The sequence below is a fragment of the Actinopolyspora alba genome (assembly GCF_900112765.1).
Classification (GTDB): Bacteria; Actinomycetota; Actinomycetes; order Mycobacteriales; family Pseudonocardiaceae; genus Actinopolyspora; species Actinopolyspora alba.
This window is the reverse complement of record NZ_FOMZ01000005.1, coordinates 21,388-40,218: the sequence shown is the minus strand read 5'-3', so window position 1 is coordinate 40,218 and position 18,831 is coordinate 21,388. Positions and strand designations below refer to the sequence as shown.

General features: G+C 67.9%; 14 protein-coding genes. 12 read left to right on the top strand and 2 right to left on the bottom strand.

The genetic code is table 11. The features are described 5' to 3' along the window. Window positions 1–272 precede the first annotated feature (272 nt). The 11 genes from eccCa to BM150_RS08265 all read left to right on the top strand — a co-directional run bounded on the left by eccCa (window position 273) and on the right by BM150_RS08265 (window position 14,510). Window positions 273–4,325 carry a type VII secretion protein EccCa gene (gene eccCa / locus BM150_RS08310; RefSeq protein WP_092925805.1) on the top strand — a complete coding sequence of 1,351 codons (4,053 nt, stop codon included), beginning with the start codon at window positions 273–275 and terminating at the stop codon, window positions 4,323–4,325. Between the two features lie 181 nt (window positions 4,326–4,506). Beyond that, the gene (locus BM150_RS08305; protein ID WP_092925803.1) at window positions 4,507–6,402 is read left to right on the top strand and encodes a type VII secretion-associated protein; all 1,896 of its coding nucleotides are present in this window, start codon (window positions 4,507–4,509) and stop codon (window positions 6,400–6,402) included. Window positions 6,403–6,591: 189 nt separating this feature from the next. After that, window positions 6,592–6,906 carry a WXG100 family type VII secretion target gene (locus tag BM150_RS08300; protein ID WP_092926259.1) on the top strand — a complete coding sequence of 105 codons (315 nt, stop codon included), beginning with the start codon at window positions 6,592–6,594 and terminating at the stop codon, window positions 6,904–6,906. Between the two features lie 54 nt (window positions 6,907–6,960). Further along, a complete protein-coding gene (locus BM150_RS08295; protein ID WP_092626167.1) occupies window positions 6,961–7,251 on the top strand; it encodes a WXG100 family type VII secretion target in 291 nt (96 codons plus the stop codon). A gap of 422 nt (window positions 7,252–7,673) precedes the next feature. Further along, a complete protein-coding gene (rplM, locus tag BM150_RS08290; protein ID WP_092626165.1) occupies window positions 7,674–8,120 on the top strand; it encodes a 50S ribosomal protein L13 in 447 nt (148 codons plus the stop codon). Continuing rightward, a complete protein-coding gene (rpsI, locus tag BM150_RS08285) occupies window positions 8,117–8,644 on the top strand; it encodes a 30S ribosomal protein S9 (RefSeq protein ID WP_092925801.1) in 528 nt (175 codons plus the stop codon). The genes rplM and rpsI overlap by 4 nt, the downstream gene beginning before the upstream one ends. Before the next feature lie 354 nt (window positions 8,645–8,998). Continuing rightward, entirely contained in the window at window positions 8,999–10,333 is a 1,335-nt protein-coding gene (glmM, locus tag BM150_RS08280) for a phosphoglucosamine mutase (protein ID WP_092925799.1), read from the top strand. Between the two features lie 51 nt (window positions 10,334–10,384). Continuing rightward, entirely contained in the window at window positions 10,385–10,552 is a 168-nt protein-coding gene (locus BM150_RS24075; protein WP_165400703.1) for a hypothetical protein, read from the top strand. A 455-nt stretch (window positions 10,553–11,007) separates the two neighbouring features. Further along, a complete protein-coding gene (locus BM150_RS08275) occupies window positions 11,008–11,337 on the top strand; it encodes a hypothetical protein (RefSeq protein WP_092925797.1) in 330 nt (109 codons plus the stop codon). A 27-nt stretch (window positions 11,338–11,364) separates the two neighbouring features. Beyond that, window positions 11,365–13,854: a WXG100 family type VII secretion target gene (locus BM150_RS08270; protein WP_139219482.1), complete on the top strand. Its 2,490-nt coding sequence runs from the start codon at window positions 11,365–11,367 to the stop codon at window positions 13,852–13,854. A 74-nt stretch (window positions 13,855–13,928) separates the two neighbouring features. Continuing rightward, window positions 13,929–14,510: a hypothetical protein gene (locus tag BM150_RS08265; protein ID WP_092925793.1), complete on the top strand. Its 582-nt coding sequence runs from the start codon at window positions 13,929–13,931 to the stop codon at window positions 14,508–14,510. A gap of 119 nt (window positions 14,511–14,629) precedes the next feature. Here BM150_RS08265 and BM150_RS08260 read toward each other — a convergent pair whose 3' ends face one another. After that, entirely contained in the window at window positions 14,630–15,937 is a 1,308-nt protein-coding gene (locus tag BM150_RS08260) for a hypothetical protein (RefSeq protein ID WP_139219481.1), read from the bottom strand. Window positions 15,938–15,991: 54 nt separating this feature from the next. Continuing rightward, the gene (locus tag BM150_RS08255; protein ID WP_092925789.1) at window positions 15,992–16,810 is read right to left on the bottom strand and encodes a dienelactone hydrolase family protein; all 819 of its coding nucleotides are present in this window, start codon (window positions 16,808–16,810) and stop codon (window positions 15,992–15,994) included. 123 nt (window positions 16,811–16,933) lie between these two features. On the opposite strand from BM150_RS08255, the gene glmS reads away from it, so the two are divergent. After that, window positions 16,934–18,796, top strand: a complete 1,863-nt coding sequence (gene glmS / locus BM150_RS08250; protein WP_092926257.1) for a glutamine--fructose-6-phosphate transaminase (isomerizing) — start codon at window positions 16,934–16,936, stop codon at window positions 18,794–18,796. Window positions 18,797–18,831: the final 35 nt, after the last annotated feature.

Below are 18,831 nucleotides of genomic sequence, written 5' to 3'. Positions count from 1 at the left end.
GCTCGGTTCGATCCAACCAAGCGGGGTGGGATTCCGCGAAATCACCCCACTCGGACGCGTGGTCCTCTTAGTATGGCCGTACGAACCGGGGCGCGGGTTCGGTTTGCCAGAACTGTTCCGCGCCGGTTCCGTGAGGATCACCGTGAGCGGGCTGTCCTGTGGCCGCCTCGTCGTTTCCGCCCCCGCGGCGGGGTGCGGCCCGGCCGGTTACAGAATGCTGCTTGCGCAGTTGACGACAGATCGCCGACAACATGGAAGGGTGCTGCTGTCCGGTGAGCACGCTGCAGTTCAAGCGACCGCCACGCATGGCCGCTCCAAAGCCGCCGGGTGGCGAGGTTCATCTCGAGTCCCCTCCCGAGATTCCGCGAGCGGTCCCCGGAAACATCGTGCAGAAGCTCCTTCCGGCCGTCATGATCGTGGCATCTCTCGGAATGATGGTCTTCATGCTTCAGCGGGCCAGAAGCAACCCGATGATGATGATGATGCCGATGATGATGCTGGTTTCCACTGTGGGCATGATGGCCGGTGGTAATCAGGGCGGTGGGCAGAGCAAGGCCGAGATGAACGAGGACCGCAAGGACTACCTGCGGTATCTCGGACAGATGCGGGAACGGGCCAGGCAGGCCGCGGACGAGCAGCGGCTGGCTCGGACCTGGGTTCATCCCGAACCGTCGACGTTGTGGTCGATAGCCACCAGTCGCCGGATGTGGGAACGTCGCGCGGGCGACAGCGATTTCTGCCAGATCCGGGTCGGCCTGGGGTCGCAACGGTTGGAGACCCGACTCGTGCCGCCGCAGACCGGTCCCGTCGACGAGCTGGAGCCGATAACCACCCTGGCGTTGCGTCGGTTCGTCCGTGCTCACTCGCTGGTGTCGGAACTGCCGGTGGCCACCTCGCTGCGCGGTTTCGCGGCCATCGGGCTGCAGGGGGAGCGCGAGACCACGCGCGCGCTGACCCGGGCGCTGCTCGCGCAGTTGGCGACTTTCCACACCCCGGACGACGTGGTCATCGCCGTAGCCAGCGGTGGTCGTTCCAGGGTGGAGTGGGACTGGGTCAAATGGCTGCCGCACTCGCAGCACCCCGAGCTCACGGACGGGATCGGCCAGCAGCGGTTGATGGCCGGTTCGTTGCGTGCCATCGAGGAGATGCTCGCCGACCAGCTGGACGGCAGGCCCCGGTTCAACCGCAACAACGCGCCGCCGGACGGTCCGCACGTGGTGATCGTGCTCGACGACGCCGAGATCAGCCGTGAGGAGCAGATTCTGCTCGAAGGCGGCATGACCGGAGTCACACTGATCGATCTGTCCGATGTGCTCGGTGCGCTGACGACCAAGCGGGGGATGCGCATGGTCGTCGAACCCGAGCGTGTCGGTGCTCGTAGCGGCAACAACGTCGAGTGGTTCGGTGTGCCGGACGCCATGACCAAGGAGGAGGCCACCGCGCTGGCGCGGCAGCTGTCCCCCTACCGCATGATGTCGGCCCGTACCGGCCAGACCGAGACCGAGAGCAGCGGGCAGGAGCCGCTCACCACCCCGCTCAACTACATCGAGCAGCTCGGGCTCAGCGGCGACCCGATCTCGTTCGACCTCAACGAGGCGTGGCGGCCCCGTCCCATACCGGAGCGCTACAAGGTCGCCATCGGCCCGGGCGAGGACGGTCAGGTCGTTTCGCTGGACATCAAGGAGACCGCGTCCGGCGGCATGGGCCCGCACGGGCTGTGCATCGGCGCCACCGGTTCCGGTAAGTCCGAGTTCCTGCGCACCATCGTGCTCGGCCTGATGGCCACGCACTCCTCGACCGCGTTGAACTTCGTGCTGGTCGACTTCAAGGGTGGTGCGACGTTCAACGGGTTCGAGGCGGCTCCGCACGTCTCGGCGACCATCACCAACCTCGCCGACGACCTCACCCAGGTCGACAGGATGCAGGACGCGCTGGCGGGCGAGCTCAACCGACGCCAGGAGGAGCTGAACAAGGCGAAGGTCAAGAACGTCTGGGACTACGAGGAGGCCCGCCAAGCCGGGTCGGACCTGGCGCCGATGCCCGCCCTGTTCGTGGTCATCGACGAGTTCTCCGAGCTGCTGTCCACCAAGCCCGAGTTCGCCGAGCTGTTCAACATGATCGGGCGATTGGGACGTTCGCTGCAGGTGCACCTGCTGCTCGCCTCGCAGCGCCTGGAGGAGGGCAAGCTGCGGGGGCTGGACTCGCACCTCTCCTACCGGATCGGGCTCAAGACCTTCAACCAGGCCGAGTCCCGTGCCGCGATCGGTGTTCCCGACGCCGGTGACCTGCCCGCCACCGGTGGCCACGGTTACCTGAAGCATCCGGGCGGTATGGAGCGGTTCCGCGCGGCCTACGTCTCCGGTCACATGCACCAGGGCGGGGGCAAGCGCCGTACGGTCGCCGCTTCGCCGGTCACGGGTGAGAAGCGTCCCCGGTTCTTCGTGCCGGACTACATCGAACCGCCGGCCGAGCCGGACCAGTCCGCGCAGCCGGAGCCGGAACCCGAGTCGGACCAGTCGGGCATGGTCGACAACGACGGCGACGGCCTGCCGGACAGCGACTTCCAGCTCGTGATCAACAAGGTGCAGGGGCAGGGGCCGCCCGCGCACCAGGTCTGGCTTCCCCCGCTGGACGCTCCGCCCACACTGGACTCGGTGCTGCCGCCGCTCTCGGCGACCGAGGAACGGGGGTACACCCCGGTCGGCAACGTCGGAAACGGGAAGCTGCAGGTTCCGGTCGGCATCATCGACATGCCCTACCAGCAGCGCCAGGACCACATGGTGGTCGACCTCGGCGGCGCCAACGGGCACGGTGCCGTGGTCGGCGGGCCGCAGTCGGGCAAGTCCAACCTGATGCGGACCCTGATCTGCTCGATGGCGCTGACCCACACACCGCGGGAGGTGCAGTTCTACTGCGTGGACCTGGGTGGCGGTTCGATGGCCGCGTTGCAGAACCTGCCGCACATCGGTGGTTTCGGCGGTCGTCGTGACCAGGACGTGGTGCGCAGGACCATAGCCGAGATCAAGCAGCTGGTCGCCGAGCGCGAGGCGCGGTTCCAGCAGCTCGGCGTGGACTCGATGGCCGACTTCCGCAAGCGCAAGGCGGCGGGCAGCGTAACCGACGACCCCTACGGTGACGTGTTCCTGGTCATCGACGGTTGGGGCGCGTTCCGCAACGACTTCGAGACGTTGGAGCAGGACGTGCTCGACCTGGCCGCGCAGGGGTTGACCTTCGGGGTGCACGTGTTCGTCTCGGCCAACCGCTGGGCCGAGATCCGCCCCGCCCTCAAGGACCTGATCGGTACCCGCTTCGAGCTCAGGCTGGGCGATCCCAGCGAGTCCGAAGTGGATAGAAAGGTGGCGGTCAACGTTCCCTCCGGAAGGCCGGGACGCGGACTGCACCCGAGCAAACTGCACTTCCTCACCGCCATCCCCAGGGTCGACAGCGAGAACCTCGGTGACCGGGTCGGCTGGGAGGCCTACAACCAGGACCTTTCCGACGGTGTCGCGGACCTGGTCACCAAGGTGCGCAATTCCTGGCAGGGCAGGCCGGCACCGAAGGTGCGGTTGCTGCCCGACGTGCTCCCGCACGAGCAGCTGCCGGCACCCGAACAGCAGCCCAAACAGCGGTTGGTGCCGATCGGCATCAACGAGGACGGGCTGCACCCGGTCTACCTGGACTTCGACGCGGAGCCGCACTTCTACGCCTTCGCCGAACGGGAAGCGGGCAAGACGGCACTGCTGCGCACCATCGTGCGCGGTATCACCAACCGCTACAGCCCCAAGGAAGCGCTGATCCTGCTGGTGGACTACCGGCGAACCATGCTCGGTTTCCTGGACACGGGGCACCTGATGGAGTACGCCGTCTCCGCCGACCAGCTCAAGGGCAACATCAACGACGTCTGCAACGCGCTGAAGAAGCGGTTGCCGGGACCGGACGTCACGCAGGAGCAGCTCAAGAACCGCTCCTGGTGGTCCGGTCCGGAACTGTTCGTGGTGGCCGACGACTACGACCTGGTGGCTCCGCAGGGCAACAACCCGATGCAGCAGCTCGCCGAGTTCGTCCCGCAGGCCAGCGACGTCGGCCTGCACGTGGTGCTGGCGCGCAACTCCGGTGGTGCCAGCAGGGCGTTGTTCGAGCCGATCATCGGCAAGATGCGCGAGTCCTCGGCACCGGGGTTGGCCATGAGCGCGAACAAGGACGACGGCCAGCTCATCGGCAACATCAAGTCGCGGCAGTTGCCGCCCGGCAGGGGGACTCTGGTCAGCCGGAGTCTCAAGGGCGGTCCGCAGTTGATCCAGACCGCCTACATCCAGCCGGATTAGAACCCCTTCCGGACACCTCGGGGTGGCTCGGTTCTCGAACGCGGGCCACCCCGAGGACAGGGGGATCGGCTGGCCGTGAACACCGTCGGGAACGAGCGGAGAACTTCAATGGAGTGCTGATCGTAACCGGTGGTCGACCGGCGCCGGTGTTGAAAAACCGGCGGCACCGAAGGAGTTGTGCTTGACCCTGCACGTCGCGGTGGACTTCGGTACCTCCAGTACCTGCACCGTCGCCTCGCTCGACGGGGCCGAACCACACGTGGTGGTCGTCGACGGTCATCCGTTGCTTTCCTCGGCGCTGTTCGCCTCGGCCGACGGCACGCTGTTCGTCGGTCAGGAGGCGGAGCGGCAGGCCGCGGTCGATCCGGCCCGCTTCGAGCCGCACCCCAAACGCCGCATCGACGAGGTCGAGCTGTTGCTGGGCGGCACCGTGCTCGCCGTGGGCGACGCCATCCGCGCGGTGCTGACCCGGGCGGTCGACGAGGCCCGGCGCTACGCGGGCGGAGTGGCCGTCGATCTGCTGGTGCTGACCCACCCCGCCGACTGGGGGACGGTGCGCACCGGCAGGCTGCGCCACGCGGCGGCCGGGCTGGCCACCGAAGTCGTGCTGCTGCCGGAGCCGGTCGGGGCGGCGGTGTTCCACGCCGCGGGCCACGGGTTGCCCGACGGCGCCGCGTTGGCCGTGCTCGACCTCGGCGGTGGGACGGTGGACGCGAGCCTGGTGCGCCGGACCGACGAGTCCTTCCGGGTGCTGGCGACCCGTGGCAAGCCCGATTTCGGTGGGGCGGACATCGATCAGGCGCTGCTGGAACACGTCGGAAGTACGGTCGAGCCGGCCGATCCCGCGGGCTGGCGACAGCTCGTCGAGGGCCGCGAGATAGCCGACAGGCGTCGCAGACGGGTGCTCCGGCAGGACGTGCGCGGCGCGAAGGAGACGCTCTCCCGACACAGCTACACCGATGTCCCGCTGCCACCGCCGTTCTCGGACACCCTCGTCACCAGGTCCGACCTGGAGTCGCTGATCGTGACCTCGTTGAACGGCGTTGCCGATCTCGTCCCCGGTGTGCTGGCCGACGGAGGTGTGACCGAGCGGGAACTCGCCGCCGTCTTCCTTGTCGGTGGTTCCAGCAGGGTGCCGATGGTCGCGCGGTTGATCCACGAGCGAACCGGGATCGTGCCGACCACGCTGGATCAACCCGAGACCGTGGTGGCCCGCGGCGCGCTGCGTGGCGTGCGGGAGGACCCGACTCGTGAGGTCACGCGTGCGCTGCGCGTGCCCCCGGGCTCCGGGCGGTTGACGAGCGGTTCGCCGGTCGGGAGAGGCGCACCGGTCCCGCCACCGCACTCCGGCGGTCCGCCCGTCCCCGGGCACCAGCCCACCGGTTCCGCGCCGGGAGCTTGGTCGAGCGGAACCACGACACCGCTTTCCGGCGCGACCGTCTCCGGTGCGGCCGACCACGGCGGCACCGGTTTTCCGGGTGCACCCGGGTTTTCCGGTGCCCCCGGCGGGAAGACCTCGCCCCGAAACACCGAACCGGCACGACGCGGGGGCTCCTCCCGGTGGAAGTGGTTGTTCGCGGTCGCGGCGGTGCTCCTGGTTCCGGGGGTGGTGGCCACGCTGGCGATCACGCTGTTCCTGCCCGCGGCGGGTGGTGGTCATGTGGCTCGTTACGGCTACGAGTTCGAGTACCCGGTGGGTTGGGGACAGGGTGGTGGCGACCCCGAGCTGTGGGAGACGCGCATCCGGCCGCCCGACTCCGGGGGTGACGAGGTGATCTCGGTGCGCGCGGGCAGACCGGGCTACGACGTTTCGGCGAATCGTCGGCGGTCCGTGCGCGAGTTGCGGGAGAAGTTCGACGGTTCCGACAGTGAACTGTCCGATTTCGAACCGGACACCCGATTCGCGGGTGAACGGGTGGTTCACTATCGCGAACGATTGTCCGGTTCCGTTGTGGACTGGTACGTGCTGCACCGTTCGAGAACCAGGATCAGCATCGGCTGTCAGTACGACCCCGCCGGGAAGCGGCGCGTGACGGCCGGTTGTGAGCGGGTCGTGCGCAGCGTCTCGGTGCGCTGATCCAGCTCCCTCGGGTTTCGTTCCCGGTCGTGGCGTCCGGAACGGGTTCGCGCGGGAGTGGTGCGCCCGGGGCGTTTACATGAGCAACGTGATCCGCGGAAAACCACGACACCGGTGGAACCGTTCTGGCAATGTCTGCGTCGGAAGTTCGACCGATCTTTCAGCGACGGATTGAAGGGGGATTCCCAAATGGGTCAGGGATTCGGGGCCGATGTCGAGCTGATGCAGCGCTCCGCTGCTCAGGTCGAGGAGGTCCGCAACAACGTCGACCAGGCGATCTCCAAGCTGCAGGGCGAGATCGACCCGGTCATCGCCTCCTGGGAGGGCACCGCGAGCCGGACCTTCCAGAAGCTGATGGACCAGTTCCGGCAGAACGCCGACGTCATCACCACGCGGCTGCAGGAGATCAGCGAGAACATCAAGTCCTCGGGTCAGGACTACGCGCAGCGCGACGAGGAGCAGGCCGCCGAGGTCTCCAAGATCGAGGGCATGCTCAACGGCTGAGCCGGTTTCCGGGTTTTTCGAGTCCGATAATCTTCACAGAGGGGAACAAGTCTCATGAGTTCGATCAAGGTTGACTTCGGTCAGCTCAGTGCCGGTGCCGAGAGCCTGAACCAGGCCGCGACCAAGATCCAGGCGGAGCTCGACGAGCTGGAGCAGATGCTCAAGCCGCTGATCAGCACCTGGGAGGGCGCCGCGCAGGAGCAGTACTACGCCGCGCAGAAGGACTGGGACAACGCCGCGCAGAACATGCGTGAGATCACGGCCAAGATGGGCATGGCCATCAACGCGGCCAACGAGTCCTACCAGGCCGGTGAGCGTGCCAACGCCGCCAAGTTCGGCGGCTGAACCGCGCCGACCCGGCCACGTGCCCCCTGGATCGCAACGGGTCCAGGGGGCACGTCTTCGCCGTGCCACCCGTCCGATATCATGGCGGTGGTGCTGAGATAGGCCGAAGCTGGTCCTTGCCGCCGCTGTAGCTCCCACGCGGGGCGTGGCGGGTGTTCGGGGACCCGTTTCGACCCGCTTGTCAGCCACCGAGTACTCTCATCCGTTGTTGTGCGGTGGGTGTGTACGACCGCGAGATGACTCGGTGACCGGCCGAGGTGGAAAGCCCCGGGGGCGGCTCGCACGAGGTGACGGTCTCGATCGCTCGTGGGACGTACCGGTTCCCACGGGGTGAATCGGATCGCGATACGCCCCGACGTGATGGGCGACGGGACACGACTGCCGCACCGAGACTCCAACGCGAACGACGACGAGGTAGACCCGTGCGCACGTACAGCCCGAAGGCCGGCGAGGTGACCCACGCCTGGCATGTGATCGACGCCGAGGACGTAGTGCTCGGCCGGCTGGCCACCCAGGCCGCCACGCTGCTGCGTGGCAAGCACAAGCCGACCTATGCTCCGCACATGGACACCGGCGACTTCGTCGTCATCGTCAATGCCGAGAAGGTCGTCCTCACCGGTAAGAAGCGCGACCAGGCCTTCGTCTACCGGCACAGCGGTTATCCCGGCGGCCTGAAGAAGAACTCCTTCGGCGAGATGCTCGACAACAAGCCCGAGCGTCTGCTGGAGCAGACGATCAAGGGCATGCTGCCCAAGGGGAAGCTCGGTCGCGCGATGGCCAAGAAGCTCAGGGTCTACGCCGGGCCGGATCACCCGCACCACTCGCAGCAGCCGCAGCCCTTCGAGATCGAAACGAAGGCCAAGAAGTGACCGAGGGATACGAGGAAGAGCACGTGAGCACTCCAGAGACCGACGAAGCCCCGGCTCCCGAGGTCCTCGATTCAGAGGTCCCGGCCGACGAGCCGGCCCCTGAGGCTTTCGCTCAGGGCGTGGCGCCGTTTCCGTCCAGCAGGCCCATCCAGACCGTCGGGCGTCGCAAGAAGGCGATCGTGCGGGTTCGGTTGGTCCCCGGCACCGGCCGTTTCATCCTCAACGGCAAGCCGATGGACGAGTACATGCCCAACCGGGTGCACCAGAACATCGCCCGTGAGCCCATGGAGCTGGTGGAGCGCACCGAGGGCTTCGACGTTTTCGTGAACCTCAGGGGCGGTGGCCCCTCCGGTCAGGCCGGTGCGCTGCGCATGGCGCTCGCCCGTGCCCTGGTGGCCTACCAGCCGGAGGACCGGCCCACCCTGAAGAAGGCCGGCATGCTCACGCGTGACCCGCGGGCCAAGGAACGCAAGAAGTACGGCCTCAAGAAGGCCAGGAAGTCCCCGCAGTACAGCAAGCGGTGACTTTTCCCGGGTTCGCCCGATTCGGCGAACCCGGTTCGCCCCGCCCGCCCCTCGCGGTGGCAGGAGCGGGGCGGTGCCGACATCCTGTGGGAGCAGTCTCGGTAGTCCGTCGGGCACCGGGGCTGCTCCCGTGGTGTTTGGTCGGCGGAGTTCGGTGTTCGAGTGCGCGGTCGCACCGGGCCGAGAGGTTCCGGACGAGCCGAGTCGGACGTCGTCGTGAGGCAGCGGGTCGGGTGGCGCGGTTGGCCGCTCCACGCGTCCCGGGGCTCCGCCAGGCGCCGCACCGGTTCGGTCGACCATCCCACCAAGTCTCAAACAGGCCCTACATGTGCCGTGAGCATCAGGAGGAAGCGGTTGTCCCGTCTGTTCGGCACCGACGGGGTGCGCGGTCTGGCCAATTCCGATCTCGGCCCGGAGCTGGCGATGTCCCTGGCGAGCACCGCTGCCCGGGTGCTCTACGACCGGGACGACTCACGTCGACGGATCGCCCTCGTGGGGCGGGACCCCCGTGCCAGCGGTGAGATGCTGGAGGCCGCGGTAACAGCGGGGCTGACTTCCGCCGGGGCCGATGTGGTGCGTGTCGGGGTCCTGCCGACACCCGCGGTCGCGCGGCTGGTGGCCGACACCGGGGCGGACCTGGGTGTGATGATCTCGGCCTCGCACAACCCGATGCCGGACAACGGGATCAAGCTGTTCGCGGCGGGCGGGAACAAGCTCGCCGACGCCCTCGAGGACGAGATCGCGGAGCGGATGGCGGAGAACCCGGGCCGTCCGGTGGGCGAGCACGTCGGTCGCGTGCGGGACATGCCCGAGGCGCTGGACCGCTATGTGGACTACCTGCTGGCCGCCACGCCCGGCTCGCTGCACGGGCTGCGGGTGGTGGTCGACTGCGCTCACGGCGCCGCCTTCCGGGCCGCTCCCGAGGCGTACCGACGCGCCGGTGCGGAGGTCGTGGCGCTGCACGCCGAGCCCGACGGACTCAACATCAACGCCGATGTCGGCTCGACCCGACCGGAGCGGTTGCGGGCCGCCGTGGTCGAGCACGGCGCCGATCTGGGCATCGCCCACGACGGGGACGCGGATCGCTGCGTGGCGGTCGACGCCGCCGGTGAACTGGTCGACGGCGACCAGCTGCTGGCGATACTCGCGCTGGCGATGCGGGACTCCGGGGAGTTGACTGGGCAGACCGTCGTCGCCACGGTCATGAGCAATCTCGGGCTGCATCTGGCGATGCGCGAGCACGGGGTGGAACTCCGTACCACCGCGGTCGGGGACCGCTACGTGCTGGAGGAACTCCGGGACGGTGGGTTCTCCCTCGGCGGGGAGCAGTCCGGGCACATCGTGCTGCCGGACCACGCCACCACCGGTGACGGACTGCTGACCGCACTGCGGTTGATGTCGCGGATGGTGGCCTCCGGGGCTCCGCTGGCCGAGCTCGCGGGCACGATGACCAGGCTGCCGCAGAGCCTGGTCAACGTTTCCGTGTCGGACAAGACCACCGCGGTCAACGCTCCGGCGGTCTCCGAGGCGGTCGCCGACGCCGAGTCGGAGCTGGGTGAGCAGGGCAGGGTACTGCTGCGTCCCTCCGGAACCGAGCAGCTCGTGCGGGTGATGGTGGAGGCCCCCACGGCCGAGTGCGCCAAGCGAACCGCGGAGCGACTGGCCGAGGTCGTTGGCTCGATCAGATGAATATGTGATCAAAGTCTCGCATTCGGCGCCCAGTTGTGAGAGCCTCGTCACATGGGTGCCATTGTTGTCACCATGTTGGTCGCGCTGTTCGCGATCAGCCTGGTCGCAGGTCTTGTCGTGTTGTCCGCTCTCGCCGTCGCGGGTGCCAAGGCAGCCACCTTGGCGCACGACGGCAGTAACTGGCTGGTGGAGCACTGGCCACGCCGTGCCAGGCCCTGACCCCGTCTTGTCGATCCCTGATTCGCCGGGCCGAGTTCTGACTCGTCGTTCTGGTCTCTGAACTCGTGGCGCGGTGAATCGACTCCCGTATCCGACCGCTCGGTAACCGGTGGGCGTGATCCGTCATGCGTTACTTCGTCGGAGATCTGCTCTACGTCCTGCTCCTTCCGCTCGTCGCGATCGCTCTCGGGGCGATCGCCGCGGTGGTGCTCGTGTCACCACCGACCTGAGCAACAGTTCTGTTGGCTCGAGTACCGCCGGTTCCGGCGTGCCGCTTCGCGGCGGCCGGTTTTCGTAGTAGCCGGTACTCGCCGCTTTGCGTGTGCAATGACGTCGCTGAACCCTCACGGCGACACCGCACGGTCTGGGATGATCCACGGTGCGCCGTACGGTCACGTTCTCGTGTTTCGCGTTACGGACGCTGGTCGGAACGAGCGGTTTAGGGGGACGACGTCATGGGCCGGTCGAACGGCTCCGCCGATTACGACGGCGAGGCGATGAAGCGGGTCGCCAACAGCACGCGGAACCTGGCGGACGCCTTCAACGCGGGAACGAACCTCGCCGAGTCGATCGATTCGGGAGAGGGCACTTTCGGCCAGGTCGGCAAGGACATCGGCGTCGGTGCCGTTTTCGAGACCGCCTGTCAGGGGTTCGCCGGTTCACTCGGCAAGGCGCGGGATCACTTGAAGGGGCTGGCCGGGGACGTCGAGTCCTCCTTCAGTGACATGGAATCACGGGACCAGGCCCAGGCCGAGAACGTGTCCAATGCCGGGGAGGGGGCGTAAACCGTGAGTGGTGCTGACAAGTCGAACTTGAGCAGACCTCCGTCGCCGGACGACAGTTCTTCGAACGACGCCCGGACCGGCAACGGTTCCCCTTCCGGCCAGGGGAATTCGGATTTCCACCTGGACAAGCTGAACGATCTCGAGAAGGTCATGCGCGACGGCGCATGGGGCAGGGTCTTTCGGAGATGGCGTGCCCACGAGGGCGCGGCCAAGAAGTATCCCGGCGACGAGTACGCGGTTTACGGCACCGGAGCCACCGAGACGCACGATCTGCCGAAGTTGCGCGGCATCAACTGGGGGATGCTGGAGTCCGCCTCGGGCAAGCTCTCCGAACTCGCCGGTAATCGGGAAGCCTGGCTGAACCACCTCGACTCGCTGGAGAAGGGGATCGACCAGGCGTGGCAGGGTTCGGCGGCCGACGCCGCGCGGCAGCGGTACACGGGTGTCAAAGGGCCGCTGAACAAGTACTGCGACGACCTGAACGCGACCGGCAGAGCGCTGCACGAGGCGGCGAAGGTTCCCAAGAACCGCATCGGCCCCGGTGGGCTGTCCGACTTCAAGGACAAGAGCAGCTTCTACAAGCACTACGGCGAGAACGACGAGTCCGAGAACATGCTCCAGGACCTCGACGGCATGGAGAAGATGGTCCGCGAGGGCTTCGAAGCGAGCAAGGACGAGCTGGACGAGATGGGCGAGTTCGGAAAAGCGCTCATTCCGCGGCTCAGACAGAAAGTTGACCTCAGCCAGGAGGGAGCTCCCGGGGACAACAAGGCGGACAAGCAGGTCATGGTCGAGGTGACCTGGGATGATCTCCGGAAGCCCGGTGCACCGGGTTGTCAGGACGGTGGTGGCACCGTTGCCAACAAACGCATCAGGTGGCTGGACGACTTCTGCGGCTGGTACGCCCACGACGTCAAGGCGCTGCGCAAGGAGATTCACGACGCCTACAAGCACACCGAGAAGGCATTCTCCGCGCTGCGGGACCAGCTGACCAAGCTGGACGACGACACCTTCGACAAACTCGGCGAGCGGGGATCACAGCAGGACAGCGGCCTGCGGGAGAGTGGACAGCAGGGCGAGCGGCGGGCTCCCTCCGACGCCGGAGTGAGCAGTCGGTCCCAGGGCACCGGCGGCACCGGAGGTGCTCCCGGTGGTGGTGGCGGACCAGTCGGCACAACGGGCGGTGCGGGTGCGCCGGGCGGGCAGCGAGCCGGAATGCCCGAGCAGCCGGAGACTCCCTCGCCGGAGGAGATTCGCTCCCAGCTGTCCGAGCAGGGTGGGGAGACCGCTTCGGCGGCTCCGAACGGAACCGGCGGTGCCCGGGCCGAGCCGGAGCTGGATCAGGTGACCATCGGGGAGGGTGCCGAGCGGATCGCCGTTCGCGAGGCCGACTCGCAGGGCCTTACCCAGCTGACGGTGCTGGACGAGCAGGGCCAACCCCGGAACTACCGGATCCCGTTCGGTGAATCGGGCGGTGCGACGGGTTCGGATTCCGTCGCACCGGCAGCGATGGAATCTTCCCGTGCTCCCGGCCAGCAGGGTGTGCCGCCGACTGCGGGCGAGTCCACGAACGTTACCGGAGGTTCGCGCGAGCCGACCGTCATCCGGCCGAACGAGGACGGCACCGCTGTCATCCGTGAGGGTGACCGCACCATCGGCGTGGCACGCGATGCCGAGGGCGGGCTGCGCGTCACGGTCGATGACGGGAACGGCCAACCGAGAACTCAGACCGTCGACTTCGGTCAGGATCGATCGGCGACTCCGACCGATGCGGTGACGGCCGCCGAGCGTGCTGCGGAACAGGGTGCCGCCGAACGGGAAGCGTTCCAGCCGCCGACGGGCCGGCCGCAGGTACCCCAGCAGCAGGTGCCCCAACAGGACGGGGTGCCGGGTGAGGACGCCAGACGGGAAGCGCCACGGTGGGAGAACGCCGCCGAGACGGACGGAACACCGCGTACGAGTGCGGCGAACTTCGCCGGTGACCCCGCGGCGGAGGTACAGGGTTCCGAGGGGACGCGGCAGAGCGACGACCCGTACGAGGCCGCGGCGAGAACCGCTTCGCAGTGGGCGGGCGCCGGAGTGTTCGGCGATTCCGAGCAGTTGTCGGGTCGGCCCACCTTCACCGCGTTCTCCGGTGACCTGTTCAGCTCTCCGGAGGACACCGGCGGAAGTATCTGGGGCGGCGGTCGTTCCGAGAACCAGCTCGGCGACATAGCCGGTCAGGCTGGGTTGTCGACAATGGGTGGGAAATCGGACACGACGGATTCGCAGGGAGCCACCGGGCTGGCCTCCATGGGTGAGTCGGGCGGTACGTCCGGTCAGAGCGAGCAGGGCGGTGCCCGGGGTGGAATGATGCCCATGGGCGGTATGGGCGGTGCGGGTCAGCAGGGTGGCGGCGACGAGGAGCGCAGCAACGACAGTCCCTGGCGCACCGAGGGAGATCTGTTCGACGACGGCCTGGACGCGGACACTTTCTGGCAGTATCAGGCCGTGCTGGGCGAACCGAACGAGAAATAGACCGGCCGAGTGAGGAATGATCGCTCGCCGATCGTCGTGCTCCCCGGATTCGGGGGAAGGCGTGGAAGAGGGGAATGTACGGGTCCGAGGTGTCGGTCGCCGAGATCGAGGCTGTGGTGGAGCAGTCCCGGCGCAGCAAGGACGAGTTGGACAGCGAGTACGAGCGGGAGACCGCGGCCGTGCAGGCCGAGGTGGACGAGCGGGAACGCGTCTTTCAGGAACAGGAGGAGCGGGCCCGACGCGAGGAGGAGCAGCGGCGGGAGGCCGAGCGGGCGGTGCTGTGGGAACGCGCCCGCAGGGAGCAGATCAGCATCGGTGAGCGGGAGGACGAGGACCCCTTCGCTCATCAGGTGAGTTCCAGCGGCTTCCCCAGTGGCCCGACACCTGGTCCGGCCGCTGCTCCGGGCGCGGCCGGAGCACAACCGCCGCCCGCGCGGCCGGAAGTTGGCTGGAACGTCGCGGCCGGGCGGTTCGGCAGGTCCACGCCCGAGGAGCCTCCGCCCGAGGAGCCCCCGGTCGAGCAGCAGCCGGATTCGACACCGTCCCGGCCTTCGGAGCGGCGTCCCGATCCCGCGCCGCGCCCTCGTCGGCGGCCCGCCGCCGACGACTGGGACGACGAGGAGGAGGACTTCTCGCAGCGCAGCTGGCTGCGCTAGTGGCCGTCCGCCGGAGACCCCCGGCTGGGGAGCCCTGCGGTCGGAATTCTGGGGGCGGAGTGGGACTTTGTTCGGCCCGTGAGACGGTTCCGCTCACGGGCCGACGCCGCCCGTCGGTGTCAGTAACCGGTGGGTGTGCCGTAGTAGTACTGCTGCTGCGGCGGCTGTGGGACCGGTTTCCGGCGCAACGAGTGCAGCACGGAGGGCAGGAAAACCAGCATCGCCACCAGGATCGAGCAGTAGAACATGATTCCGTCCGCGGTTTCCATGGTGTAACCGACATTCAACGGCGTCCGCCAGTCGTACACGCCGAGCCCGAAATCGAATACTCCCAAGCAGACTGCGATAGCGGATACTGCCATGCCGCCCACGGCGATTCCCTTCACGAGGTGCGTACGCGTCAGCAGCATTATTCCCAGTACGAGCAGTACTGCTCCGTCCAGGATCCATATCGTTGTGACCGCTTTGACCATGTGCCACGTTGTTATCTGGCTCACCAGGTGTGTAACGGAAATCGCCAGGGCGATACCGGAGATGACAATTGTTGCTATTCCCAGGATTGTGGGAGCCGGAGATTTCCCGCTCCGCCGGGGCGTGGCTGGAGTGGGGCCCAGCGGTTGTGGTTGTCCGGGATAAGCGGGGTGGGGGCCGGCAGGGGTCGGTTGTCGCGGTGGTTGTTGCTGCTTCGGTTTCGTGCGCAGCGTGCGGGATGTTCCCGGGAGTAGTGCGAAAACGGCGGGAATCAGATAGAAAGCGTTACCGGAAAGCTGGATCCAGCTGTAGAAGTACTCGTAAAGGTGCTCTATGTGATCCGGCGTCCAGATGAAATAGAAGATTACATCCATGACGTACAGCGTCACCGTCAGTGCTATTACCGCTGTGGCGAAGAAACGCGCCTTGTGTCGCCTGGCGAACAGCAGTATGCCGACTGTGACCAGCGCCGCCGCGTCGAGCAGGGACAGGAAGTTCCACGATTCCCAGGCGATGGTCATCGGCACGGTGGAGTAACCGCCGTACTCCATCCAGAACTGAACCATGTCGATGGGGTAGTCGATCAGTGTCCGCAGCCCCGCGATGATCGCCCAGACGGCGATGATGATCGCCAGTGGCCTGCCGGTGTCGTCGACCGGGCCCGCTGCCTGTCGCTGGACGGGTGACTGCTGGTGGGCGGCGCCGTACTGCCACCCGTGACCCGCGTTGGGAGCCGGATAGCCGTAGGCCCCGGTTTGACCAGTTCCGGCAGGCTGCTGTCCCCAGTTCTGCTGTCCCCCTGGCTGCGCCCCGGGGTCCGGGTAGCCCCAATACGGCACCTGCTGCCCCTGCTGCGGCATCGGTGGCGGTTGCTGCGTAGGGGGCTGTTGCGGGTAGGGCGCGCCGCCCGGTTGGGGCTGCTGCGGTACGCCGGGCGGCGGCTGTGGCGTGCTCATGATCCGTCATTCTGGTGGATCAAGCCGCTGCCGTGTTCCGTCCGGAGTTTTCCGTCACGCGGCGGCCAGCGCCCCCTTGCTGTGCTCGCCGTCGATCCCGGCGCCGGAGACGTCGTTGGTCAGCAGCTCCTGTCCCCGCTTGTCGCCGGTCAGCGTGCGCAGGAAGAAGGCAGTGAGCAGCGCGCGCGAGAGCCGTTGCGAACCGTAGTGCGACTTGCCCTGCAGCAGCAGCTCGCTCCAGTGCCTGCCCTCGGTGAACGCGAGGTGACCCGCCTTGCGCACGGTTCGCAGCTGCGCCGGACCGCCCCAGGCGCGGGTGATCGGTTCCGCGTTGGAGCGCGCGGCGGCCAGCAGGTCGCGTTCCCCGGCCAGCTGCAACCCCGGCGTGCTCACCCGCCCGGCGGCCGCGATCGCCGAGGGCATGGTCTCGGAGGTGCCCAACCCCGCCACCGCGCGGATCCGGCTGTCCTCGGCGGCGGCCAGCACGGCACAACCACCGCCCATGCCGTGTCCCGCCACCGCCAGCCGACGTTCGTCGACGCTGATGTCGCCCTCGCCGAGCCGCACGTTGACGCAGATGTCCAGCGCGGTTCGCAGGTCGGCCGCGAACATCCGGTGCGAGGCGAACGGCCCGGTGTGCGTGCTCGGCGCGGCCACCACGAATCCCCAGGAGGCCAGGTGGCGCAGCAGCCCGGTGTAACGCCGTGCCGGTTGCAGCCAGCCGTGCCCGAACGCGATGGCGGCCAACCCCCGCCCGCCGCGCGGCGCGCAGACGATGCCGGGCAGGCCGACGAGCGCGAGGTCACCGTGCAGCACGTCGTGGGGTCCCCGTCGCGCGAGCTCCTGGAGCGCCTTCTTGGCGTTGTGGGCCATGACTCGTCACGGTAGCGGATACTTCCCGTCACCCGTGGCAGTGACCGGCCGGACGATCGAGCGACACCCGGGTGGAGGACAGGTGTCAGGTTCAGACCATCTCCGCTGGCTATGCTGGGTCGAGTGTGCGGCATTGTGGGTTATCTAGGACATCGCTCGGCCCTCGACGTGGTGCTCCAGGGGCTGGGGCGGTTGGAGTACCGGGGCTACGACTCGGCGGGCGTCGCCCTGCTCGACGGCGACGGCTCGCTGGCCGTGCGGCGTTCGGCCGGTGCGCTGTCGAACCTCGAACAGCGGGTCACCGAGGACGGGCGCGAGCACTTCGTCGGTACGGCGGGTATGGGACACACCCGGTGGGCCACCCACGGCGCCCCCACCGACCGCAACGCCCATCCCCACCGTGACTCCACCGGCAAGGTGGCGGTGGTCCACAACGGGATCATCGAGAACTTCGCTGAGCTCCGCGCCGAGCTGGAGAACGACGGCATCGAACTGAGCAGCGACACCGACAGCGAGGTGGTCGCACACCTGGTGGGCAGGGCGTATGCCGCCGGTCCGGCCGCCGGTGATCTCACCGCCGCGCTCGGGACCGTGGCCGCCCGGCTGTCCGGCGCTTTCACGCTGGTGGTCACGCACGCCGACCAGCACGACAAGATCGTCGCCGCCCGGCGCTCCTCTCCGTTGGTCGTGGGCGTGGGCGAGGGCGAGACCTTCGTCGCCTCGGACGTGGCGGCCTTCATCGAGCACACCAGGAACGCCGTCGAGCTGGGGCAGGACCAGCTGGTCACCATCACCCGCGACGGCTACCGGGTCACCGATTTCGCGGGTACCGAGGTCGAGACCAGGCCGTTCAGCGTCGACTGGGACCTGTCCGCCGCCGAGAAGGGCGGGCACGACTACTTCATGCTCAAGGAGATCGAGGAGCAGCCCGAGGCGCTGAGCAACACGCTGCGCGGGCACTTCGCCGACGGCGGTGTGGTGCTGGACGAACAGCGGATCAGCGAGCAGGATCTCCGGGACATCAACAAGGTCTTCGTGGTCGCCTGCGGCACCGCTTACCACTCCGGGTTGCTCGCCAAGTACGCCATCGAGCACTGGTGCCGCATCCCGGTCGAGGTGGAACTCGCCAGCGAGTTCCGCTACCGCGATCCGGTGCTGGGCAGGGACACGCTGGTGGTGGCGATCTCGCAGTCCGGCGAGACCGCCGACACGCTGGAGGCGGTGCGGCACGCCCGTACCCAGCACGCCAGGGTGCTGGCGATCAGCAACACCAACGGTTCGCAGATCCCGCGCGAGTCGGACGCGGTGCTCTACACCCACGCGGGTCCGGAGATCGGCGTGGCCGCCACCAAGACCTTCCTCGCTCAGATCGCGGCGAACTACCTGGTGGGGCTGGCCCTGGCGCAGGCACGCGGCACCAAGTACACCGACGAGCTGGAGCACGAGTTCTCCGAACTGGCCGCGATGCCCGAGGCGGTGCGCTCCGTGCTCGAGACCGTCCCCCAGGTTCGGGAGCTGGCCACCCGGATGTGCGATGCCAAGGCGGTGCTGTTCCTGGGCAGGCACGTCGGATACCCGGTGGCGCTGGAGGGCGCGCTCAAGCTCAAGGAGCTCGCCTACATGCACGCGGAGGGCTTCGCCGCGGGCGAGCTCAAGCACGGGCCGATCGCGCTGATCGAGGACGGTCTGCCGGTCGTGGTGCAGATGCCCTCTGCCAAGGGGCACTCCCAGCTGCACGCCAAACTGCTGTCCAACATCCGCGAGATCCAGGCGCGGGGTGCGCGCACCGTCGTCATCGCCGAGGAGGGTGACGAGGCGGTCCGGCCGTTCGCCGACGAGCTGATCGAGATTCCCGCCGTGCCGACCCTGCTGCAGCCGCTGGTCTCCACCGTCCCGTTGCAGGTGCTCGCCGCCGAGATCGCCCGCCACCGTGGCTACGACGTGGACAAGCCGCGTAATCTCGCCAAATCGGTCACCGTGGAGTGATCCGAATCGTCCTCCCCGCCGAGTCCGCATCCTGC